Source organism: Falsiroseomonas sp. HC035 (assembly GCF_050563525.1).
Taxonomy (GTDB): Bacteria; Pseudomonadota; Alphaproteobacteria; order Acetobacterales; family Acetobacteraceae; genus Falsiroseomonas.
In genome coordinates this window covers 94,449-114,437 of sequence record NZ_JBNXUN010000012.1, presented here as the reverse complement: position 1 = coordinate 114,437, position 19,989 = coordinate 94,449, and the positions used below count along the sequence as shown (strand labels likewise).

The following is a 19,989-nucleotide window of genomic DNA, read 5'->3' as shown; positions in this document are numbered from 1 at the left end:
CCGGCACCACCAGGTGCCAGGGCGCGAGGGGCGGGCCACGCTCGGTATCCCATATGCGCAGGATCAGCAGCGCGACCAGCAGCGTGGCCGCCAGAAGCACGATCCGCGTCGGCAGGCGCCGCATCCATCCGGGCATGCCCGTCACCCATCCTGGCTGGGATGGCGGCCGTATCGTGCGAGCAGGCTCATCGTTCGGCGGCCAGGGTTGCCGGCGCGGTGCGCGAGGCGGTGGGCGAGGTGGTGACAAGCGGTGGCGCGGTGGCCCAGGCTGTGCCGTGGAGACCGGCGGCACGGCCGTATTCGAAAAGCGCCTTCATGAAGTCGGGGTCGAACGGCCCACTACGCGGTGCCGTGAAGTCGGTGCCGATGTAGGCCACGCGAAATCCGAGCCCGTCGCGCACCGCCGTCAGGTAGATCCGGTTGATGTCATTGATGCCGCTGAAATGCAGGAGGGTGGAGGCGGATCGGCCCGTGATGCTGAGCACCCCGCGGGCGACGGTCGCACCTTCCAGGTCGATGCGTCCGTTGCGCACGACATGGATCGTCCGTCGCGGCGATGCCGACCTTTCGCGATCCAGATCGCGCAGCTGTACCGACGGCGGATAGAAAAATACCTGCACGGAGGCGCCGCCATCCACATGCATCTCCTGGTAGGCGCGCCCCTCGTGGTTGATGTTGACCAGCACCGGTGGGAACGCGCCCGGGATGGAGGCCGAGGCCAGCAGGATGCGGCGGAACAGGTCCAGCGCCCCGGGCTGGCCGCTCGCCGCGATGGCGCCGATGTTCCAGACCACCGGTCGTTGCAGGTCGAGATTGGTCGTGCCGATCAGCAGCAGGCGCCCGCGTGCGTATTCGCCGGCGATCGAGCGGAGCATCGCCTCGTCGGCATACCGCTCGATCATGCGGAAAAGCGGTGATGTATCGGCGACCGCCTCGCCGAACACCAGCGAGAATGCGGTGGCAAGCCACCCGCCGAAACGCAGCACGTCGGCTTGGCCTGCGGGGGTGAAGACCTCGCGAAGCTGTGCGTCGTAGGCAGGGCCCAGGAAGGCGAAGGGCGCGATCAGGGCGCCGGCGGAGATGCCGGTGACGACGGTGAAGACAGGCCGGTTGCCGGCCTCTGTCCAGCCGTTCATCAGCCCGGCGCCGAAGGCACCATTGTCGCCTCCGCCGGACAGCGCGAGGAAATGCGCTTCCGCCGGCCCCACGCGTTGCGCGCCCTGCGCCGCGCGGCCACGCTCGGCCATCAGCCTGCCTTCGCGGCTGAGCGCATCGGGCGGGCCGTCCGGCCAGAAACGCGCATTGGGGATGCCCAGCACAGGCAGGTCCGTCGTCATGCTGGACGGTGGCGGATCGAGCCGAAGGATGCTCGTGCAACCGCCGAGGAGGCTTGCTGTCAGGATCGAGAGGACGACGAGCGCCCTTCCGTGCGTCAGGCCCGCTTTGAGACCGCGCCAAGCCATGAGGCTGTCCCGCATCAGTCCGGGGCCATCCCGCCGCGGCGGGGGTGGCTTGCGAGGTCATCCCAAGCCAGGTCCGCCGTCCGGTCGAGTGGCCCTGCAGACAGTTTCCAGCCCCGCATCATTGGGGCGCCGTGGCAAGCATGAGGGCGATGGAGCAGATCACTGTCGTTCCTCCAAGATCAACGGTGGCTCCCGCAGCGAATCTGGCATGGCGCCTGCCAGGCGCGGGTCACGACAAGCCGCGGCAGGGGCTACCGTGTTGCTCCTGGCCCTGGTTCCGCCAGTTGCCGCCGGACCCGGACCAATTCCGCTAGAGCCACTCCGCTACCGCCGGGCCGCCAGGCTCGTGGCAGTCGATCCGGCCTCCTGCAGCCAAATCTTGAACTCCTCGGTGGATCCTCGTGTTGCAGCTTCGCCAGCCGGCACGGCGACGCCTCGACATGGGCCAGGTGATTCCGAGATCCACTGGAGCCTGAACGATGCGACCGGATTCGACTGGGGCTTGCGCCGGCACGTTTCCTGGCGGGAAGCTACACGGACCTGCCTGGCGGGAACAATTGGCACCAGGTGTCATCGCTGTGGCCGGAATCCCAAGCGCGGCGAAAGCTCGCCACGGGCCATCGGGTTCGGGTCACCATCCGGCCTGCCATGCCTGCCGCCGTCTTGAGGCTGCCGGCAGTCCCTTGCGCCCGAACCTTCGCCTCGACGGCGCTGCTGCCGCTGCCAAGTCGGAGCGGCAGGCCGATCGTGCCTCCTGAGCCGACTGTCCGGACGCACGTTGCCGCCGTGCCCGCTGCACCGCCGCCGATCTCAGCGCATCTGACCAACGCCGACGGCGCCCCCGACCGAAGAGCCGCGATAGGTATGAGGCCCAGTCGCAAGAGGTGCCGGCGCCACGCTCGCACACCTTGGCAGCCCTGTTGACATCGGCCCGAATCGGCCCTCTGCTGACGTCGAGTGGCGACTGCGCGGCACGGCCTAAGTGGTTGTGCCCGCGGCGATGATCGTGAGAGTCAGATTTTCCTTCAGGCCCGCCGGGACTCGAGATCGACACGGTTTTGAAAAGCGCGCCACGGTCGCCGATGCCGTGCTACCGCCTGATCCATCCGGCCCTTGGACCTGTCGCATCCACCCAAGCCCCGACAAATAACGGGGAGCCTCCAGGGAGAACGTCGATGCCGTCACCGTTCCAGCTGACCCGCCGCAAGGCGCTAGCCGCAGGCTTCGGGTCAGTGCTGCTTCCCGCTTCTCTCTCGGCCCAGGCGCCGGCGCAGCGCCCCAACGAGCTCAAGATCGGCGTCACCACCTTTCTCTCGGGCCCCGCCTCCGTGTTCGGTGTGCCAGGGCGCAACGCGGCCGAGATGCTGGCAGAGGAAATCAACCGCGAAGGCGGCATCGGCGGCGTGCCGGTGCGCCTGTTCTTCGTGGACGAAGCGCCCGGCATCGACCATCTGGTCGGGGAGTTCCGACGCCTAGTGCAGAACGAACGGGTGGACGTGATGTTCGCCTCGATCTCCTCGGGCTCCTGCCTGGCCTGCACCCCGCTCGGCGAGGAACTGCGGAAGGTGACGCTGCTGTGGGACTGCGGCACGCAGCGCATCTTCGAGGAGCGACGCTACCAGTACGCCTTCCGCACCCAAGCCAATGCGACGCCCGAGATCCTGGCGCCGCTGCTCTACCTGATGAAGACAAAGCCCGACTTTCGTACCGTCGCCGTGCTGAATCAGGACTACGCATGGGGCCGCGACTCCTGGGAGATCTGGAAGACCGCGATGGACGCGCTGAAGCCGGGGACGCGCGTCGTCGCGGAACTCTTCCCGCGCTTCGGCGCGACGGACTTCTCGGCGGAGGTGACACGCCTGCTGGCTCTGCGGCCGGACGTGATCCTCAGCACGAGTTGGGGCGGCGAACTCGACACCTTTATTCGCCAGGCGGCCGAGCGGCGACTGTTCGAGCGTTCGACCTTTGTGCTGCCGCTGGCCGAGTCCTCGCTCGAGCGCGTCGGGCGCAGCCTGCCTGCCGGGCACATCGTCGGCAGCCGCGGCGACCATTGGCACCAGCACCCGCGCCCGGCGAATCCGCAGGCCCTACAGCGCTTCGTGGAGAATTACCGGCGCCGCGCCGACGCCTACCCGATCTACCCGACCTACCACATGGCGCAGGCCTTCAGCGCGCTACGCGCGGCCCATGCGAAGGCGATGCAGGCGAATGGCGGCAACTGGCCATCCGATGCGCAGCTCGCGGCCGCCTTCCCTGGCCTCGAGTTCGATAGCCCGACCTCGCGCATGCGCATCCGCGAGGACGGCCAGGGCCTGGAGCCGCAGCTCATCGGCACCACCGTCCATACGGACCGCTTCCCCTTCGCGGTGATGGACAACATGGTGATCTTCCCGCCCGACCTGGTCACCACGCCGGCCGGCCAGAACAGCGTCGCCTGGCTGCGCACGCTGACCCCGGACATGGTGAGCCGGGTCCCCGATCCGATCCGGGCCGGCGGCTGACCGCGGAAGGCTGGCGCCTCGGTGAGTAACTGGTTCACGGAAAACGGGCCGCTGCTCGGCCTCGCGCTGCTGGACGGCGTCGCGAGCGCCGCGCTGATCTTCATGGTGGCGGTCGGGCTCAACCTGGTGTTCGGCGTGCTCCGCGTGCTGAACGTGGCACACGGCAGCCTGTTCGCGATCGGGGCCTACGCGGCGGCCTCGGTCGGCTTCTTCGCGGCCTCGGCGGGCCTGCCGGCCTGGGCCTCCCTCCCCGCCCTCCTGTTCGCTGCGATGCTGGTGGGCCTCGTGCTCGGGCCGTTGATCGAGCGGCTGCTGCTGCGGCGCATCTACGACGAGGAGCCGGTGCTGCAGCTTCTCGTCACCTTCGCGCTCTTCATGATCCTCGAGGATGCGCAGAAGCTCGTCTGGGGCGTGCAGCCAGTCTCCTTCAGCACGCCCGTCTCGCTGATGGGCACCGTGGACGTGCCCTTCGGCACCGACGTCATCCCCTACAACACCTACCAGGTCATCCTACTGCCGGCCGTGGCGGTCGCGACCCTGGTGGGGCTCGCGATCTTCCTGCGGCGCACGCTGACCGGACGCGTCATCCTGGCTGTTACCATAGACCGCGAGGCGGCGACCGCGATGGGGATCGACGCGCGGAAGGTGTTCCTGCTGACCTTCACCTTCGGCGCAATGCTGGCAGCCCTGGGTGGCGCGCTCTCCACGCCAACATCGTCCCTTGTGCCGGGCATCGGCGCCTCCACCATCGTGCTGTCCTTCGCGGTGGTGGCGACGGCCGGCCTCGGCCAGATCGAGGGCGCGGCGCTGACGGCGCTGATGATCGGCATCGGCCGGTCCATCGCGGTGACGTTCTATCCCGAACTCGAGGTGGTGGTGCCCTACATCATCATGGTCGCGGTGCTGCTGGTGCGGCCGCAGGGCCTGTTCGGCGTGGTGGAGACACGGCGCGTATGACCCTCCGCCGGATCGAGCTGCTGCTTGCCCTCCTCGGCGCCGGCGCGCTGGTCCTGGCGGCCATGGCGACGCCCTGGCTGAAATTCGTGCTGACGATCGCGCTTGCGAAGGGCATCGCGGTGCTCGGCATCATGCTGCTGCTGCGCGCGGGCCAGGTGAGTTTCGGCCACGCGCTCTACGTCGCGCTCGGCGCCTATGCCGTCGCCTTCCTGGCGCCCGTGCTGCCCGATGCCGCGCTGCTGCTGCCGGCGGCCGCGCTCACGACGACCATCGTCGGCACCCTCATCGGCCTGTTCGTGTCGCGCTACCGCGAGATTTTTTTCGGCATGCTCAACCTGGCCTTGAGCATGGTGTTCTACTCGATGCTGGAGAAGTTCTACCACTACACCAAGGGCACCGACGGGATCCGCGTGCCGCCGCTGACGGTGGCCGGCCTGGAGCTCGACCGAGTGACCCATGAATGGACGATCTTCGGCATCGCACTGGCGCTGGCCTTCGGCTTCGGCGCCTTCGCACGCGTCTATCTCGCCTCCCCGATGGGCCATGCGCTGACAGCGATCAAGACGCGCGAGACCCGGCTGGACTTCATGGGCGTCTCGGCACGCAGCGTGCTGCTGGCGGCCTATGTTCTCTCCGCCACGATGGCCGGTTGCGCAGGCGCGCTGATCGCGATGGCGACGCGCCACGTCACGCCTTTGCTGTCCTACTGGACGGCTTCCGGCGAATTGGTCTTCATCGCCATCCTTGGCGGTGCGGGCGGCGTCCTCGGGCCCTTCCTGGGCGCGGTCACCTACGAGCTGGTGCGGGTCTACGCGGCGGCGACGGTCGCCGACATGTGGCAGATGATTCTCGGCGCCGTGCTGTTGCTGGTCATCCTGTTCGCGCGCGGCGGCATCTGGGGCCTGCTGGCGCTCCGCCTGCAACGACGGGGCGCCGCATGACCGCGCTGCTTGAGGCGCGCGGACTCCGCCTCGCCTTCGGTGGCGTGAAGGCGGCGGATGGCATCGACCTCGCGGTCATGCGTGCCGAGTTCCTCGCCATCATCGGCCCGAACGGGGCGGGCAAGACCACCTTCATCAACATGGTGACCGGCTACCTGCGCCCGCAGGGCGGCACCATCACCTATGACGGTACCGAGATCACCGGCCGCCGCCCGCGGGAGATCGTGCGCCGCGGCATCGCGCGGTCGTTTCAGTTGCCGCAGCTTTTCTCCGAGCACACGGTGGAGGAGAACGCCGCCCTCGCGGTTGCTGCGCGCGAGGGGATCTGGTCGCCCTTCGCGCCCCTGCTCCGCCCGGCCTGGCGCGATGAGGCGCGGGAGTTGCTGGACCGCTTCGGCCTGCTGCCCGTCGCCACCCGGCGGGCCGACGCGCTGAACGAGGGCACGCGCAAGCTTGCCGATATCGCGATGGCAATCGCGCTGAAGCCGCGCCTGCTGCTGATGGATGAGCCGACCAGCGGCGTCTCGGCGTCCGAAAAGATGGCGGTCGTGGAGACGCTTGCGCGCGTGCTCCGCGAGGCGGGCGTCACGGCCGTGTTCGTGGAGCACGACATGGACGTGGTCGAGCGCTTCGCCGACCGCGTGGCCGTATGGTCCCAGGGCCGGATAGCGGCGCTCGGCCCGCCGGCGCAGGTCCTGGCCGACCCGGTGGTGCAGCGCGAGGTGATCGGGATCGAGCGCCATGCTTGAGCTGCAGTCGGTGGTGGTGGACATCGCGGGCGCGCCGGTGCTGCGCGACGTCTCGCTCACCCTGCCGCGCGGCGGGTGCGTGGCACTGATCGGACGCAACGGCGCCGGCAAGACGACGGCGCTGCGCGCCCTGATGGGCCTGCTGCCGCTTCGCGGCGGCCGGGTGCTGATCGAAGGCCATGACGCGTCGGCGGTGCCGGCGCATCACCGCGCGCGCCTCGGTATTGGCTATGCGCCGGAGGAGCGGCGGCTGTTCGGCGTCTTCACCGTGCGTCAGAACCTGCTGCTGCCGGCCGAGGTGCTGGGCCTGGCGAAAAGCGAAATCGGAAGGCGGCTCGATGCCGTCTTCACCTTCCTGCCGGAACTCGCGACACTGGCGGACCGTCGCGCGGCGGGGCTCTCCGGCGGGCAGGGCAAGATGGTGGCGCTGGGCCGCGCGCTGATGGTCGGCACGCGCGCCGTGCTGCTGGACGAGCCCTTCCAGGGCCTAGCTCCTGTGCTCGCGCAGCGCTACGCGCAGGCGCTGCGAGATTTGCAGGCGTCCTTCCCCGATGTCGCGCTGCTGGTGACCGAGAGCAACCCGCAACTCCTGACGTCGCTGGTGGACACCACCTATGTCATTGAGCGGGGCGAGATCACGCAGGGCCGGGCATCCGGGGCGCAAGGCTGAGCCGCGCGCCCGCGGACGGGCGTCCAGACCCTTCCACGATCTACTCCGTCAATTCGTCCCGGCGCGCAGCCCGGCGGCACGCCGTTGGCAACCGCGTCACGGTGGGGCCTGGAACGGCAGGCCTCCACTGCTGCGACGCCGGCAGAGGATCGCCGGTGATCGTGCGGGGGCGGAGCGGATCGACCTCCGCCAAGGCAAAAACTCACCCAAGGCTGGTGACGTTCATCGGTGTCGCCACCCAGCCATAGCCTTCGGCTTCCTTGCGGACATGGCCAAGCCCCGGCCACGGAAAATGGTAGGACAGCACCGCATGCCGGTCCGTCGCCAGGCGATCGAGCATGCGCGCGCGGGTCTGCGCCGACAGCTTCGGGTCGGTGTCGAAGGAGAATTCCATCAGCGGCTGTCGCAGCAACAGCACCTGGTGATGCGCCAAGTCGCCGGTGTTCAGCATGGTCCGGCCCGCCGACGTGATGGCGTAGCAGGTGTGGCCTACCGTATGGCCGGGCGCGAAGATGGCGGTGACGCCCGGCACCACCTCCTGCTCGTTGCGTACCATGACGAAGCGGTCGCGGTACGCGTTCAGGTTCTTCTTCGCGCCCTCGATGAAGACATTCATGAAAGCCGGACCGCGCTTGTTCGCGTCATCGGTCCAGAACCGTACATCGGCCTCGTTGATCGCCACCTGCGCGTTCGGGAACACACGCTGGCCGTTGGCGTCCACCAAGCCCCAGACATGGTCGCAATGGGCATGCGTGGCGACGACCATGTCGATCTGTTCGGGCTGGATGCCGGCGGCGCGCAGATTGGCCAGCAGGCGGCCCGTGGTCGGGCCGAACATCTTGGAGTCGGCCCCCATGCTCTCACCCATGCCGGTGTCGAACAGCAGCAACTGGCGCCCGGTGTTCAGGACCAGCACGTTCTGCTCGAGCGTGGCCGCGTTGGGATCCAGGAATTCGTTGGTCAGCATGCCGGTGATCCGATCGGCGCCAGGACCGACGAAGCTGTCCTGTGGCTTGCCCAGCGGCAGGCTGCCGTCGGAGACCACGGTCGCCTCGAAGTCACCCCATTTGAAGCGGTGCCAGGCTGGCGCAAGTTCATTGCGCATCGGCGCGGCCGCCTTGGCTGCCGCGTGCGGCAAGATCATTGCCGCCGCTGCGGCGGCTCCTGCGCCGAACAGGTCGCGGCGGGCGAAACCAGCGTTCATTGGGCATCTCCTCGTGCGGTTGTTCTTCGGCCAATGCCAAGGCCTTGGCCGACTGCATCATGCCACAGCCCATCCGGACTCGATGCTGGAAATCGGGGCCTGATCCGGCACGGTGATTTCAGCCGAACAGGGCCGGGGTGCCCAACGGCGCCCGGGGTCGGATCTGGCCGGTTCGCAGATGCCCTCACCATCCGGTCCAGGCCCCGCTTCGCCTCCGCGGCGCAGCCGCCCACATGCCGCTATGCGCCATCCAGGATGGCGTCGCTGATCTTCTCCGCGACCATCAGGGTGGGGAAGTTGGTGTTGGCGCAGGGCACCACGGGAAAGATGGAGGCATCCACAACCCGCAGGCCCCCCACGCCGCGCAGGCGACCGCTGGCATCGACCACGGCCATCGGGTCCTCCAGCCGCCCCATGCGACAGGAACAGGATGCATGCCAGATGCCGATGGTCTGCTTGCGGATGAAGGCTTCCAACTGCGCGTCGTCGGTCATCACCTCGGCAAACTGGAAGCCCTCCACCACGAAGCGCTCGATGAAGGCCTTCCGCAGGAAGGCGGGACCATCCAGGAAGCGGCTGATCACACTGGTCAGGAAGCGGTTCCGCGCATTCACCACGCCAATCTTGCGCACGCGATCGCTGTAGGCTGCCGGGAACGGATTGTCCGTCACCGCGGCCAGCGCCGGCGCCATCATCATCGCCGCGCACATCCGGAAGCCGGACATCAGCCGGTCCAGGTCGCGCCGGTCCGACAGGAGGTTGAACTCGACCACCGGTTCTTCGCGCCAATCCGCCGAGGCGAGCCGCACCTGCCCGGTCTCGGAGAAGGTCTTGTTCACCCAGATCAGGAAGCTGCCGACCTGCTCGCCGACACTGTGCCAGGCGGATTTGCTGACCACGGCGGCGAACATGTCGCCCTGCGGCATCTCGGCCAGGCCCGAGGAATAGCGAAGGCCGAGCAGGATATGCCGTCGCGTCCGCGCATCCACCCGCGCCGCCTTCCGCACGAAGGAGGACAGCGCGATGGATGGATGATCCATCAGGCCTTGGCCAACGCCCGGCAGGGCCGCGAGCACCGGGATGCCGAGGTCGCGCAGATGTGCCGCGGGACCGATGCCGGCCCGCATCAGCGCAGCCGGGCTGTGGATGGCGCCCGTCGACAGAATGATTTCCGGTGCCCGGAATTCCTGTTCCTGCCCGGCCACGAGAGCCACGACGCCGATGCAGCGCGTGCCGTCGAACAGCAGCCGCGTCACCTGTGTCCCGCAGGAAAGGGTCAGGTTGGCGCGCTGCCGGGTTGCCCGGTCGAGGTAGCCCATGGCGGCGCTGGCGCGTGTTTCATCCTGGTTCGAGATGGTGATGGGGAAGTAGCCATCACGCCACTCGCCGTTCTGGTCAGGCAGGTAGCGAAAGCCAGCGTCCTCGAAGGCCTGCGCGGCGGCCCGGGCGTGGTTGTTCCAGTTCTCCGGCATGATGCGCCGGACCGGTATGCGCCCCTCCCGGCCATGCAGCGGCCCATCGAAATCCAGGTCGCGCTCCACCTTGCGGAAATAGGGCAGTACCGCGTCCCAGTCCCACCCGTCCGCCCCGCGCTCCGCCCATTCCGCGTAGTCGCTGGGGGCGCCGCGATTGGCCATCTGTCCGTTGATGGAGGACCCGCCACCGAGCACGCGCGCCTGCTCGTATTTGCGCAGCGGCGGCCGCTCCGTCGGGTTGTTGTGGCTCACCACCTGCGTGTGCACGCGCAGGCTGGTCCAGTGGAAGCGCGGGTCGAAATAGGCGGTGCCGGAATAGCTGTCGCGGATCTCCGCAGGCTCCTCCCCCGGCGTCGTATCCGGCCCGGCCTCGCAGAGCAGCACGCGGTGGCTGCTGCGGGCGGAGAGGCGATGCGCGAGCACGGAACCAGCGGAGCCGCCGCCGATGATGATGGTATCGAAGTCCACGCGGTGGTTCTCCCGGTGCCGCGTCAGCGGCGCTTCAGCGCGGCGCCCGTCGTGGGATCGAACAGGTGGATCCGCGCCGGGTCGAAGGCGACGGCGGCCGGCGTGTTCAGCGCCGCACGGACCTCGCTGCGCACCTCCGCGGTGATGCGCAGGCGTGGGGCGACCTCGACCTCGATCAGGCGCTCGGAGCCGATGAGTTCCGTCATCCACACGGTGCCCGGAACGGCGTCTGGCGCATCCAGTGCCGCCATGCGTACATCCTGCGGCCGAACGCCGAGGGTCAGCCGGCGCGGCGCTGCGGACAGGTCGAATTGCGGCGGCGCCGGGATGGCTCGCCCGGCGACGACCAGAACCGGGCGATCCGCCACCGAGCTCAGCTCGACATCCGCGAAGTTCATCGGCGGGCTGCCGATGAATCCGGCGACGAACAGATTGGCCGGCTGGTCGTAGACATCCTCCGGCGTACCGAATTGCTGCACCTCCCCCTGGTCCATCACCGCGACCAGATCGGACATGGTCATGGCCTCGAGCTGGTCATGGGTGACGTAGATGGAGGTGGTTTCGAGATCCAGGTGGAAGCGCTTCAGTTCGCCGCGCATGGTGGCGCGCAGCTTGGCGTCGAGGTTGGACAGCGGCTCGTCCATCAGGAAGATGTCCGGCTTGCGCACCATGGCGCGGCCGAGTGCGACGCGCTGGCGTTGGCCGCCGGACAAAGCGCGTGGCTTGCGGGCCAGCAGCGCGCCGATCTCCAGCACCCGCGCCACCACGCCCACCTTCTCCGCCCGCTCGGCACGCGGCATGCCGCGGACCTTCAGGCCGTAGCCGATATTCGCCGCCACATCCATGGTCGGGTACAGCGCGTAGGACTGGAACACCATGGCGATGTTCCGGTCTGCCGGCGACAGATGCGCGACGCGGCGGTCGCCGAAATAGATCTCGCCCGATGTCGCCTTCTCCAGCCCCGCGATCATCCGCAGCAGCGTGGTCTTGCCGCAGCCGGAGGGGCCGAGCAGCGTGACGAAGCGCCGCTCCGGAAAGGTCATGTCGAGCGACTTCAGCACCTTATTGGAGCCGAAGGATTTCGAGAGTTGTTCCAGGCGGACCTGCATGGCGTCTCAGCCCTTCACCGCGCCGGCGCCGAAGCCGGCCACCAGGTGGCGTTGCAGCAGCATGAACAGGATCGCCATGGGCACGGTCATCAGCACCGAGGATGCCATCATCAGCCCCCAATCCACATGCGTGCCGTCGAAGAAATGCATCACGCCAACCGTCAGCGGCAGGTTCTCCATGGTGTTGATGAAGACCCGGCCGAACAGGTAGTCGTTCCAGGACACGATCAGCGTGAAGATCGCCGCGGCGACGATGCCTGGCCAGGCGCTCGGCAGCACGATTTCCCAGAACACTCGGAGGCGGGAGGCACCATCCACCAGCGCCGCCTCCTCGATCTCGATCGGAACGCTGCGGAAGAAGGCCCACATCAGCCACAGCGAGAAGGGCAGCGTGATGCAGACATAGCCGAGGATCAGGGACAGCAGCGTGTCCGTCAGCCGCAAATCCGCCATCACCAGGAACATCGGGAAGACGAAGATGATGGACGGCACCATGTAGCCGACCAGCGCCAGGTAGGGTACGGCGCGTTGGCCCGGGAAGCGGAACCGCGTCAGCGAATAGGCCGCGAGCGTCGAGACGATGGTGCTGATCAGCGTGGTGCTGACGGTGACGATGACGCTGTTGGTGAACCATTGCAGGAAGAAGGCCGAGGGTGGCGGCGTTTCCGTGCCCGCCCCGGCCTGGAAATAGGCTTCACGGCCGACCAGCAGGGCGCGGTAGTTCTCCAGCGTCCACGTGCTGGGCCACAAGGTCGGCGGCCACAGGAAGATCTCGTCCTTCGGCTTCATGCTGGTGAAGAAGGCCCAGATCAGGGGAAAGCAGACCAGTAAGGTGATCGCCAGCAGCAGCGCATACAGCGCCACGCGGCCAAGAACCTCGCGGCTTGTCATGGCGCCTTGTCCTCCTGCCCGAAGCCGGACACCCGCACATAGATCACTGTGCCCACCAGCAGCATCACGATCATGATCACCCCGGTGGCCGCGGCCACGCCAAGGCGCAGATTGGCCATGCCTTCCTCAAACGCATAGACCGCCAGGTTGAAGGTCGAGGTGCCGGGTCCGCCGCGCGTGAGCAGGTAGATTTCCTCGAATTTATTGAAGGTCCAGATGGTGCGGAACACCACCACCACCACCAGCACTTCCTTCAGCATCGGCAGCGTGATGTCGATGAACCGTCGCCAGGCACCGGCGCCGTCCACTTTGGCCGCGTCATACAGTTCGGTCGGAATCGTCTGCAGCCGCGCCAGCACGCAGATCACCACGAAAGGCGTGTATTTCCACACGTTCAGCAGCACGGCGGAGGTCATAGCCATGTTCGGCGTGGACAGCCAGGCGATGTTCTGGTCGATCAGGCCCGCGCTCAGCAAGGCGTGGTTCACGATGCCGATCTCGGAATTGAAGATCCAGCGCCAATTCAGCGCGATCACCACCGTGGGCACGATGTAGGGGAACAGCAGCAACCCGCGGAACACTGCCATGCCCGGCAGGGTCACATGTAGGAGCAGCGCCAGGCTGACGCCGAGCACTGTCTGCAGCAGGATGGACCATCCGGTCCAGACCAGCGCCTGGTGAAAGCTTTCCCAGAACAACGGATCGTCCAGGATGCGCTCGAAATTCTCCAGCCCAACCCAGCGAATGTCATCAGGCCGCAGCGGGTTGTAGGCGTAGAACGCCATGCGCACGGCTTCCGCGACCGGCCACACCATGAAGGCGGCCGCGGTGACCAGGAAGGGCAGCATGAACAGGATGCCGACCTGGCGATCGGAAAGCCGGAAGCGGGCCGGCCGCGGTCGGAGATCCTGCATGCTCAGCCGGCGAGCATGCGCGCATTGTCGCGACGGATGCCTTCGAACTGCCGGTGGCCCCATTCGACGGCGGCCTTCGGCTGCTCATTGTTCAGCAGCATGCGCTGCACCGCCTGTGCCCAAACGCTGCGGCCATGCGCGACGCCGGCCAGCGGGTTCACGCCGCGCTTCATCTCGAGTCCGGTGTTGCAGGCATGCGGCACGGATTGGCTGAAGATCACGTCCAAGGAACGCTGCTTCGACTGGTAGAAGGGATGCGCCAGCATCGCCGGCGCCGTCGCCACATCCTTGAAGACCGGTCCGACATTCGGCATCAGGCTCTGGCTGTAGCGCACCATCCAGTCGACGCTGTTGGAGACGTAGGTGATCGCTTCCTTCGCTTCCCTGATGAAGGCGTTGTCGCGGCGTGGGATGATCCAGCCGTTGATGTCGGTCCAGGACCAGCGCTTGCCGGTGCCGGGATGCGCGGGGTTCAGGTAGTACTCCATGTTCTGGAACAGCGCCGGCGTTTCCTCCGCCGCGCGGCCCATGGTACGGCCCCAATAGGCGGACATGCCGGTGCGTCCCGCGACATGCTGGTCCACCACCTGCAGGAAGCTGAATTCCACCGCCGCGCGCGGCATCGAAGCATGCAGCCGCCGGATGAAGTCGAAGGCTTCCGTCGTCGCGGTGCTGTCGAAGGTTGTGCGGAATTGCGCGGCCGGATCCCAGGTCAGCCCGCCGGCCTGCCAGATGAACTGCGTGATGTGGTAGTCGGCGCAGAGGTTGCGGCCGAGCGCCATGGTGTAGCCCGCCATGCCGGGCTTGCGTTCGGTGATGGTGCGGGCCGCGTTGGCGAACTGGTCCCAGGTCCAGGTTGCGGGATCACCGAGGCCCAGTTCGTTCACGATGTCCTGCTGCACCACCAGCAGGCAGGGCTGGTGGTGTACCGGCACGGCGTACTGCACGCCCCGCCAGGCGCCGAACTCTTCCAGCGTGAAGCCATCCACCAGGCGTTCCCGCGCACGGATCGCGGTGTTGACGTCCTCCACCGGCTCCAGCAGCCCTTCGGCCGCAAGTTGGTAGGCGATCGGGCTCTCGACGCTGATCAGGGCGGGCGGACGACGTGCGGCGAGATCCGTCGCCAGCTTCACCGTCACGCCGTCCCAGGGAATCTGCTCGATCTCGAAGCGGATGTTGGCGTTGTTGCGCTGCGCCCATTCGTTCATGCCCTGAACGAAGACGCCGCCATAGGGGCCGGGCTCGCCCCAGACGCGCGCAACCCGAGTGCCGCCCTGTGCAAGCGCCGGAGCCGCCAGGATGGATGAGAGTGCGGCGCCGCCCGCGCCCTGCAGCAGGTGGCGCCGGGATGAGGCAAGGCGCGTGAGATCGATCATCGGCTCAACTCCCTTCCATCGCGCAGGCCTTGTCCGGCCCATCGCTTCATTGTGTCAGCGGTGTTGCATCGGCGCGTCGTGGTGATCGCGAAGGCGGGTCGGCGCAAGGCTCCTGCGGCCGCCGTGCCAGCCGGGCCAACCCAGGTCGTTCCGTGGTTCGGCGTCTCCTTCCGATCCGTCCGACCACCCATCCCGCGCGGGCAGCGGTTGCTTCGGGCCAGGCCGGAAGTGGGCGTCCGGTGGCTTTTCCGGCAAAGTTGACGCGGTCTCGGGCTTGCCGGACCAGAACGCTATCGGGCTCCGCCCACGACTGCAACAGCCTCCTTGCGCGTGCGTGCAAGGCCATGAGGCCCGGACGTCGGAGAGCCGCCGGGCCGCCACCAGCGCGCCATGCTGGAGCGGTCCAAGCAAAGGATGAAGGCCTGTCAGCACGTTCCCTCAGACGGCCTCGACCCGTACGGCGCAATACTTGAACTCCGGAATCTTGCCGAAGGGATCGAGCTGGGGGTTGGTCAGCAGGTTGGCCGCGGCCTCCCGGTAGGCGAAGGGCACGAAGACGAGGCCGTCCGGCAGGTCCGGGTCGGCGCGCGCGGCGAGCTCCACCACGCCGCGGCGCGTGGACAGGCGCAGGCGCCCGCCCGGCGGCACGCCAAGCCGCCGCAGCACCTCCGGCGCCAGCGAGGCGGTAGGCACCGGCTGCAGCGCATCCAGCACGCCAGCGCGCCGTGTCATGGCGCCGGTGTGCCAGTGTTCCAGCTCGCGCCCCGTGGTCAGCACGAAGGGGAAATCGGCATCCGGCATCTCCGCCGGATCAAGCAGCTTCGCCGGTACCAGCCGTGCGCGTCCCGTCGCAGTCGGAAAGGCTTCGCCAAAGACGATCGCCGCCCCCGGCTGGTCCGGACCAAGGCAGGGATAGGTGACACTGTCCTCCCGCAGCAGCCGGTCCCAGGTGATGTGGTCGAGGCTCGGCATGGCCAGCGCCATCTCGGCGAAGACCTCGCGCGGATGGGCATAGCTCCAGTCCAGGCCGAGGCGCCGCGCCAGGTCGACGATAATGTCGAGGTCCTGCCGGGCCTGGCCGGGCAGCGGCAGGGCGGCGCGGCCCATCTGCACCTGGCGGTTGGTGTTGGTCGCGGTGCCGTCCTTTTCCGGCCAGGCGGAGGCCGGCAGCACCACATCGGCCAACGCCGCCGTTTCGGTCAGGAACAGGTCCTGCACGACCAGGTGGTCGAGCCTGGCGAGCGCCGCGCGGGCATGCACGAGGTCGGGGTCGGACATGGCCGGGTTCTCGCCCATGACGTACATCCCGGCGATCTCGCCGCGTTCCATGGCGCCCATGATCTCGACCACGGTCAGGCCGGGCTTCGGGTCGAGCCGAGCACCCCACAGCGCTTCCAGCCGCGTCCGGGCCGCATCCTCTCCGGTTGGGTGGTAGTCCGGGAAGGCCATCGGGATCAGTCCGGCATCGGACGCGCCCTGGACGTTGTTCTGCCCGCGCAGCGGATGCAGCCCGGTGCCGGGCCGTCCGACATGGCCGCACAGCAGCCCGAGCGCGATCAGGCAGCGCGTATTGTCCGTGCCGTGGGTAGATTGGCTGATGCCCATGCCCCACAGGATCATGGCGCGGTCGGCACGCGCGAACAGGCGTGCCACGCGGCGGATCTGGGCCGCTGGCACGTCGCAGATGGGCGCCATCGCCTCCGGTGTCAGCGCCGCGACGTGGTCGCGGAGCCGCTCGAAATCCTCGAGATGCGCCGCGACATATTGTCGGTCGTGCAGCCCTTCCGCGATGATGACGTGCAGCATCGCGTTCAGCAGCGGCACGTCGCGACCCGGCGCGAAGCGCACCACCTCCGCCGCGTGCCGGTCGAGGCCGGTTCCGCGCGGGTCCATCACCACGAGCTTCGCGCCACGGGCGGCGGCCTGTTTCAGGAAGGTGGCGGCAACCGGGTGGTTCTCGGTCGGGCGTGCGCCGATCACCACGATCACCTCTGCCTCCATCGCCGCCGTGAAGGGGGCGGTGACGGCGCCGCTGCCGATCCCCTCAAGCAGTGCGGCGACCGAGGCCGCGTGGCAGAGCCGCGTGCAATGATCCACGTTGTTGGTGCCGAAGCCCGTGCGCACCAGCTTCTGGAACAGGTAGGCCTCCTCGTTCGAGCCCTTGGCCGAGCCGAAGCCGGCCAGGGCATTCGGTCCGCGCGTGTCGCGGACACGGCGCAGCCCTTCGGCCGCGCGCGCCATGGCCTCCTCCCAGCTCGCCTCGCGGAACTTGCTGCGGGCATGGCCCAGGTCGACGCAATCGCCAGCGTCCTTCGCCGCGCCGTCGATTCGCACCAGCGGCGCCGTCAGCCGCTCGGGGTGGCGGACGTAGTCGAAGCCGAAGCGTCCTTTTACACAGAGCCGGCCGAGATTGGACGGCCCGTTGCGCCCCGTCACCTCGACAATGACATCGTCACGCACCTTGAAATCTACCTGGCAGCCGACGCCGCAATACGGGCAGACGCTTGGCACCACGCGCTCGGTTGCCTGGCTGCGCTGGCCGGCCTGGTCCACCACGGATTTCGGCAGCAGCGCGCCGGTCGGGCAGGCCTGCACGCACTCCCCGCAGGCGACGCAGGTGCTCTCGCCCATCGGCGTCGCGGTATCGAACACCACTTGCACATCCATGCCGCGATGCGCGAGGCCGATGACGTCGTTGTGCTGCACCTCGCGGCAGGCGCGCTCGCACAGCCCGCACTGGATGCACGCGTCGAGCTGAACCAGCATGGCGGGGTGGCTCGCATCCGTGCGCGGCACCCGCGGCTCCGCGGCGAAGCGGCTTCCCGTGACGCCGACATGCCGCGCCCAGCGGGCGAAGACGCCGGAGGGGTCGCGGGCGCCCGCGCCGGGCTGATCCGCCAGCAGCAGCTCGAACACCATTCTGCGCGCATGCTGTGCGCGTGGCGTCGCGGTCTGCACCACCATGCCTTCGGTTGGCCTGCGGATGCAGGACGCCGACAGCACACGCTCCCCGGTCACCTCGACAAGGCAGGCGCGGCAATTGCCGTCAGGACGGTAGCCTGGCCTTTCGAGGTGGCAGAGGTGCGGCACCTCGACGCCGAGGCGCGTCGCCACCTGCCAGATGGTCTCGCCGGGCGCGGCCTCCACGTCCCGGCCATCGAGTGTGAAGCGTGTCGTCATGGCAGACTGTCTTCGGGAAAATGGCGCAGCAGGGTCAGCACCGGGTTCATCGCCGCTTGGCCAAGCCCGCAGATCGAGCCATCCGCCATGGCCTGCGCCAGGTCCTTCAGCAGCGCGCGGTCCCAGACCGGCGCGTCCAGCAGGTGCGCTGCCTTGGCGGTACCGACGCGGCACGGCGTGCATTGGCCACAGCTTTCATCGCGGAAGAAGCGCATCAGGTTGCGCGCCGCCTCCGCCAGGTCGTCCTGGTCCGACAGCACCACCACGGCGCCGGAGCCGACGAAGCAGCCCTGCGCATCGAGCGTGCCAAAATCGAGCGGCAGGTCGCCGAGACGCTCCGGCAGGATCCCGCCGGAGGCGCCACCCGGCAGATAGGCCACGAAACGGTGGCCTGGCGCCATGCCGCCGCAGAACTCCTCGATCAACTCGCGCACGGTGACACCGGCGGGTGCCAGCTTTTCCCCGGGGTGGCGCACGCGGCCGGAGACCGAGAAGAAGCGCAGGCCGGTGCGCCCGCGCCGTCCCTGCGCCGCATAGTCGGCGGGGCCCCCTGGCGTGCCCAGGATCTGTGGCAGGAACCACAGCGTCTCGACGTTGTGGATCAGCGTTGGCTGGCCGAACAGGCCCGCCTCGCCGGGAAAGGGCGGCTTGTGCCGGGGATAGCCACGACGGCCCTCCAGGCTCTCCAGCAGCGCGGTTTCCTCGCCGCAGATATACGCGCCGGCGCCGCGCCGCAGGTGGATGGGCATGCCGGTGAGGCCTGCATGTGCCAGGGCGGCGAGCTCCCGTTGCAATGCGCGGCGCAGATGCGGGTATTCATCACGCAGGTAGATCCAGCAGGCCTCCGCCTGGACCGCATGCGCGGCGAGCAGCATGCCTTCCAGCACACGATGTGGATCGGTCTCCAGGCAGTAGCGGTCCTTGAACGTGCCCGGCTCGCCTTCGTCGGCATTCACCACGACATGACGCGGACCAGGATTGGCGCGCACGAGTGTCCACTTCCGCGCCGCCGGGAAACCCGCGCCGCCGAGGCCGCGTAGCCCGGACTCCTGCACCCGCGCCAGCATCACTTCGCGCGGCAGATCGCCCGCCAGCGCCGCCGCCAGCACGCGGTAGCCGCCACGGGCGCGGTAGTTCGACAGCGTTGGCGGCGCCGGCATCTCCGGCACGTCGCTGGTCACGGCACGCGCAATGCTCTCCGGCGTCGCCGCCTCCACCAGGTCATGTCCGACGGCGCAGGCGGGCGCGTGATGGCAGGCCCCCATGCAGGGAACCGCGACCAGTCTTGCACCTGCGATGGGGGCATCGCGCAGCGCCTGCATCAGCCGCATCGCACCGGCCATGGCGCAGGGCAGGCTCTCGCAGACACGCACCGTGACGGGCTCCGGTTCCGGCGCGGCATCGTCAACCACGTCGAAATGCGCGTAGAAGGTGGCAACCTCGAAGACCTCGACCGGCGCCAGGCGCAGCATTGCCGCCAGGGCCAGCAGGTGGCCTTCCCGCAGGCAGCCGAAGTGGTCCTGCAAGGCGTGAAGGTGCTCAATCAACAGGTCGCGCCGCTGGTCCATCCCCGTGAGCGCGGTGGCGACCGCCTCGCGCATGTCCGCCGTGACGCTGCGGCCACGCGGACCAAAGCGTGGCGCGCGGCGTGCTGTCGGCGGGTCCATGACCGGAGGCGAATAGGTGGGTGGGTTCACCATGCAGTCGATGCTCCACCTGTCCTCGGCATGCGCATGATCGACAAGTTCAATCTGCCGCCGGCAATCGGCCTGCCCCATAAGGGCACCGTGAGCGTAGGCAGGCCTGCATGCGGAGTGCAACACCTCCCAGGGCGCGGAGTCCATCAACCGGAAATACGTTGGCGCTTCGCGCTCGGGTTGCAGCCGTCACGCAGGATTGACTGGGCAGATCATCGGCCTGGGCGTGACGATGGCAGGGCGGACCGTGCGGAAGTCCTGCGCCTGGAGGAAGGCGGCCATGGCGTCGAGTTGCGACTTGGTGCCTTATCCGGTGAAGGTCGACCAGCGCATCCGGCGCCATCTGTCTCGCGGGATCATTCGTCGCCCGTGCCCCGCCCCGGCTGCCTCCATG

Annotated in this window: 15 protein-coding genes; 5 read left to right on the top strand and 10 right to left on the bottom strand. The window is 68.3% G+C overall.

Annotated features, from left to right (window positions below; all coding sequences use genetic code 11):
• Positions 1–185: 185 nt before the first annotated feature.
• Positions 186–1,337 (bottom strand): patatin-like phospholipase family protein, encoded by a 1,152-nt coding sequence (locus tag ACLF3G_RS21690; protein ID WP_430671497.1) that lies wholly within the window; start codon positions 1,335–1,337, stop codon positions 186–188.
• 1,301 nt (positions 1,338–2,638) lie between these two features.
• On the opposite strand from ACLF3G_RS21690, the gene ACLF3G_RS21685 reads away from it, so the two are divergent.
• Genes ACLF3G_RS21685 through ACLF3G_RS21665 form a run of 5 tightly spaced genes read left to right on the top strand, consistent with a single transcriptional unit; the run spans position 2,639 to position 7,281 of the window.
• Positions 2,639–3,964 (top strand): ABC transporter substrate-binding protein, encoded by a 1,326-nt coding sequence (locus ACLF3G_RS21685; RefSeq protein ID WP_430671496.1) that lies wholly within the window; start codon positions 2,639–2,641, stop codon positions 3,962–3,964.
• Between the two features lie 21 nt (positions 3,965–3,985).
• Positions 3,986–4,921 (top strand): branched-chain amino acid ABC transporter permease, encoded by a 936-nt coding sequence (locus ACLF3G_RS21680; protein ID WP_430671495.1) that lies wholly within the window; start codon positions 3,986–3,988, stop codon positions 4,919–4,921.
• Positions 4,918–5,862, top strand: coding sequence for a branched-chain amino acid ABC transporter permease (locus ACLF3G_RS21675; RefSeq protein WP_430671494.1), 945 nt, complete (start codon positions 4,918–4,920; stop codon positions 5,860–5,862). Before ACLF3G_RS21680 ends, ACLF3G_RS21675 begins: the two co-directional genes overlap by 4 nt.
• The gene (locus tag ACLF3G_RS21670) at positions 5,859–6,611 is read left to right on the top strand and encodes an ABC transporter ATP-binding protein (RefSeq protein WP_430671493.1); all 753 of its coding nucleotides are present in this window, start codon (positions 5,859–5,861) and stop codon (positions 6,609–6,611) included. Before ACLF3G_RS21675 ends, ACLF3G_RS21670 begins: the two co-directional genes overlap by 4 nt.
• A complete protein-coding gene (locus ACLF3G_RS21665) occupies positions 6,604–7,281 on the top strand; it encodes an ABC transporter ATP-binding protein (protein WP_430671492.1) in 678 nt (225 codons plus the stop codon). Before ACLF3G_RS21670 ends, ACLF3G_RS21665 begins: the two co-directional genes overlap by 8 nt.
• Before the next feature lie 202 nt (positions 7,282–7,483).
• Here the strand turns inward: ACLF3G_RS21665 and ACLF3G_RS21660 are convergent, their stop codons facing one another.
• From ACLF3G_RS21660 to ACLF3G_RS21620, 9 genes are all read right to left on the bottom strand, one after another.
• On the bottom strand, positions 7,484–8,386 hold the full coding sequence (locus ACLF3G_RS21660) for an MBL fold metallo-hydrolase (RefSeq protein ID WP_430671491.1): 903 nt from the start codon (positions 8,384–8,386) through the stop codon (positions 7,484–7,486).
• A complete protein-coding gene (locus ACLF3G_RS21655; RefSeq protein ID WP_430671490.1) occupies positions 8,376–8,546 on the bottom strand; it encodes a hypothetical protein in 171 nt (56 codons plus the stop codon). Before ACLF3G_RS21655 ends, ACLF3G_RS21660 begins: the two co-directional genes overlap by 11 nt.
• 178 nt (positions 8,547–8,724) lie before the next feature.
• Positions 8,725–10,428 carry a GMC family oxidoreductase gene (locus ACLF3G_RS21650; protein ID WP_430671489.1) on the bottom strand — a complete coding sequence of 568 codons (1,704 nt, stop codon included), beginning with the start codon at positions 10,426–10,428 and terminating at the stop codon, positions 8,725–8,727.
• A 23-nt stretch (positions 10,429–10,451) separates the two neighbouring features.
• Complete coding sequence (locus tag ACLF3G_RS21645; protein WP_430671488.1) at positions 10,452–11,537, bottom strand: ABC transporter ATP-binding protein; 1,086 nt, start codon at positions 11,535–11,537, stop codon at positions 10,452–10,454.
• Between the two features lie 6 nt (positions 11,538–11,543).
• Positions 11,544–12,428 carry a carbohydrate ABC transporter permease gene (locus ACLF3G_RS21640; RefSeq protein WP_430671487.1) on the bottom strand — a complete coding sequence of 295 codons (885 nt, stop codon included), beginning with the start codon at positions 12,426–12,428 and terminating at the stop codon, positions 11,544–11,546.
• Positions 12,425–13,342 (bottom strand): carbohydrate ABC transporter permease, encoded by a 918-nt coding sequence (locus ACLF3G_RS21635; protein ID WP_430671486.1) that lies wholly within the window; start codon positions 13,340–13,342, stop codon positions 12,425–12,427. Before ACLF3G_RS21635 ends, ACLF3G_RS21640 begins: the two co-directional genes overlap by 4 nt.
• Positions 13,343–13,344: 2 nt before the next feature.
• Entirely contained in the window at positions 13,345–14,718 is a 1,374-nt protein-coding gene (locus ACLF3G_RS21630) for an ABC transporter substrate-binding protein (RefSeq protein ID WP_430671485.1), read from the bottom strand.
• A 438-nt stretch (positions 14,719–15,156) separates the two neighbouring features.
• The gene (gene fdhF, locus ACLF3G_RS21625; protein WP_430671484.1) at positions 15,157–17,898 is read right to left on the bottom strand and encodes a formate dehydrogenase subunit alpha; all 2,742 of its coding nucleotides are present in this window, start codon (positions 17,896–17,898) and stop codon (positions 15,157–15,159) included.
• Positions 17,895–19,565 (bottom strand): NADH-ubiquinone oxidoreductase-F iron-sulfur binding region domain-containing protein, encoded by a 1,671-nt coding sequence (locus ACLF3G_RS21620; protein ID WP_430671483.1) that lies wholly within the window; start codon positions 19,563–19,565, stop codon positions 17,895–17,897. The genes fdhF and ACLF3G_RS21620 overlap by 4 nt, the downstream gene beginning before the upstream one ends.
• Positions 19,566–19,989 lie beyond the last annotated feature (424 nt).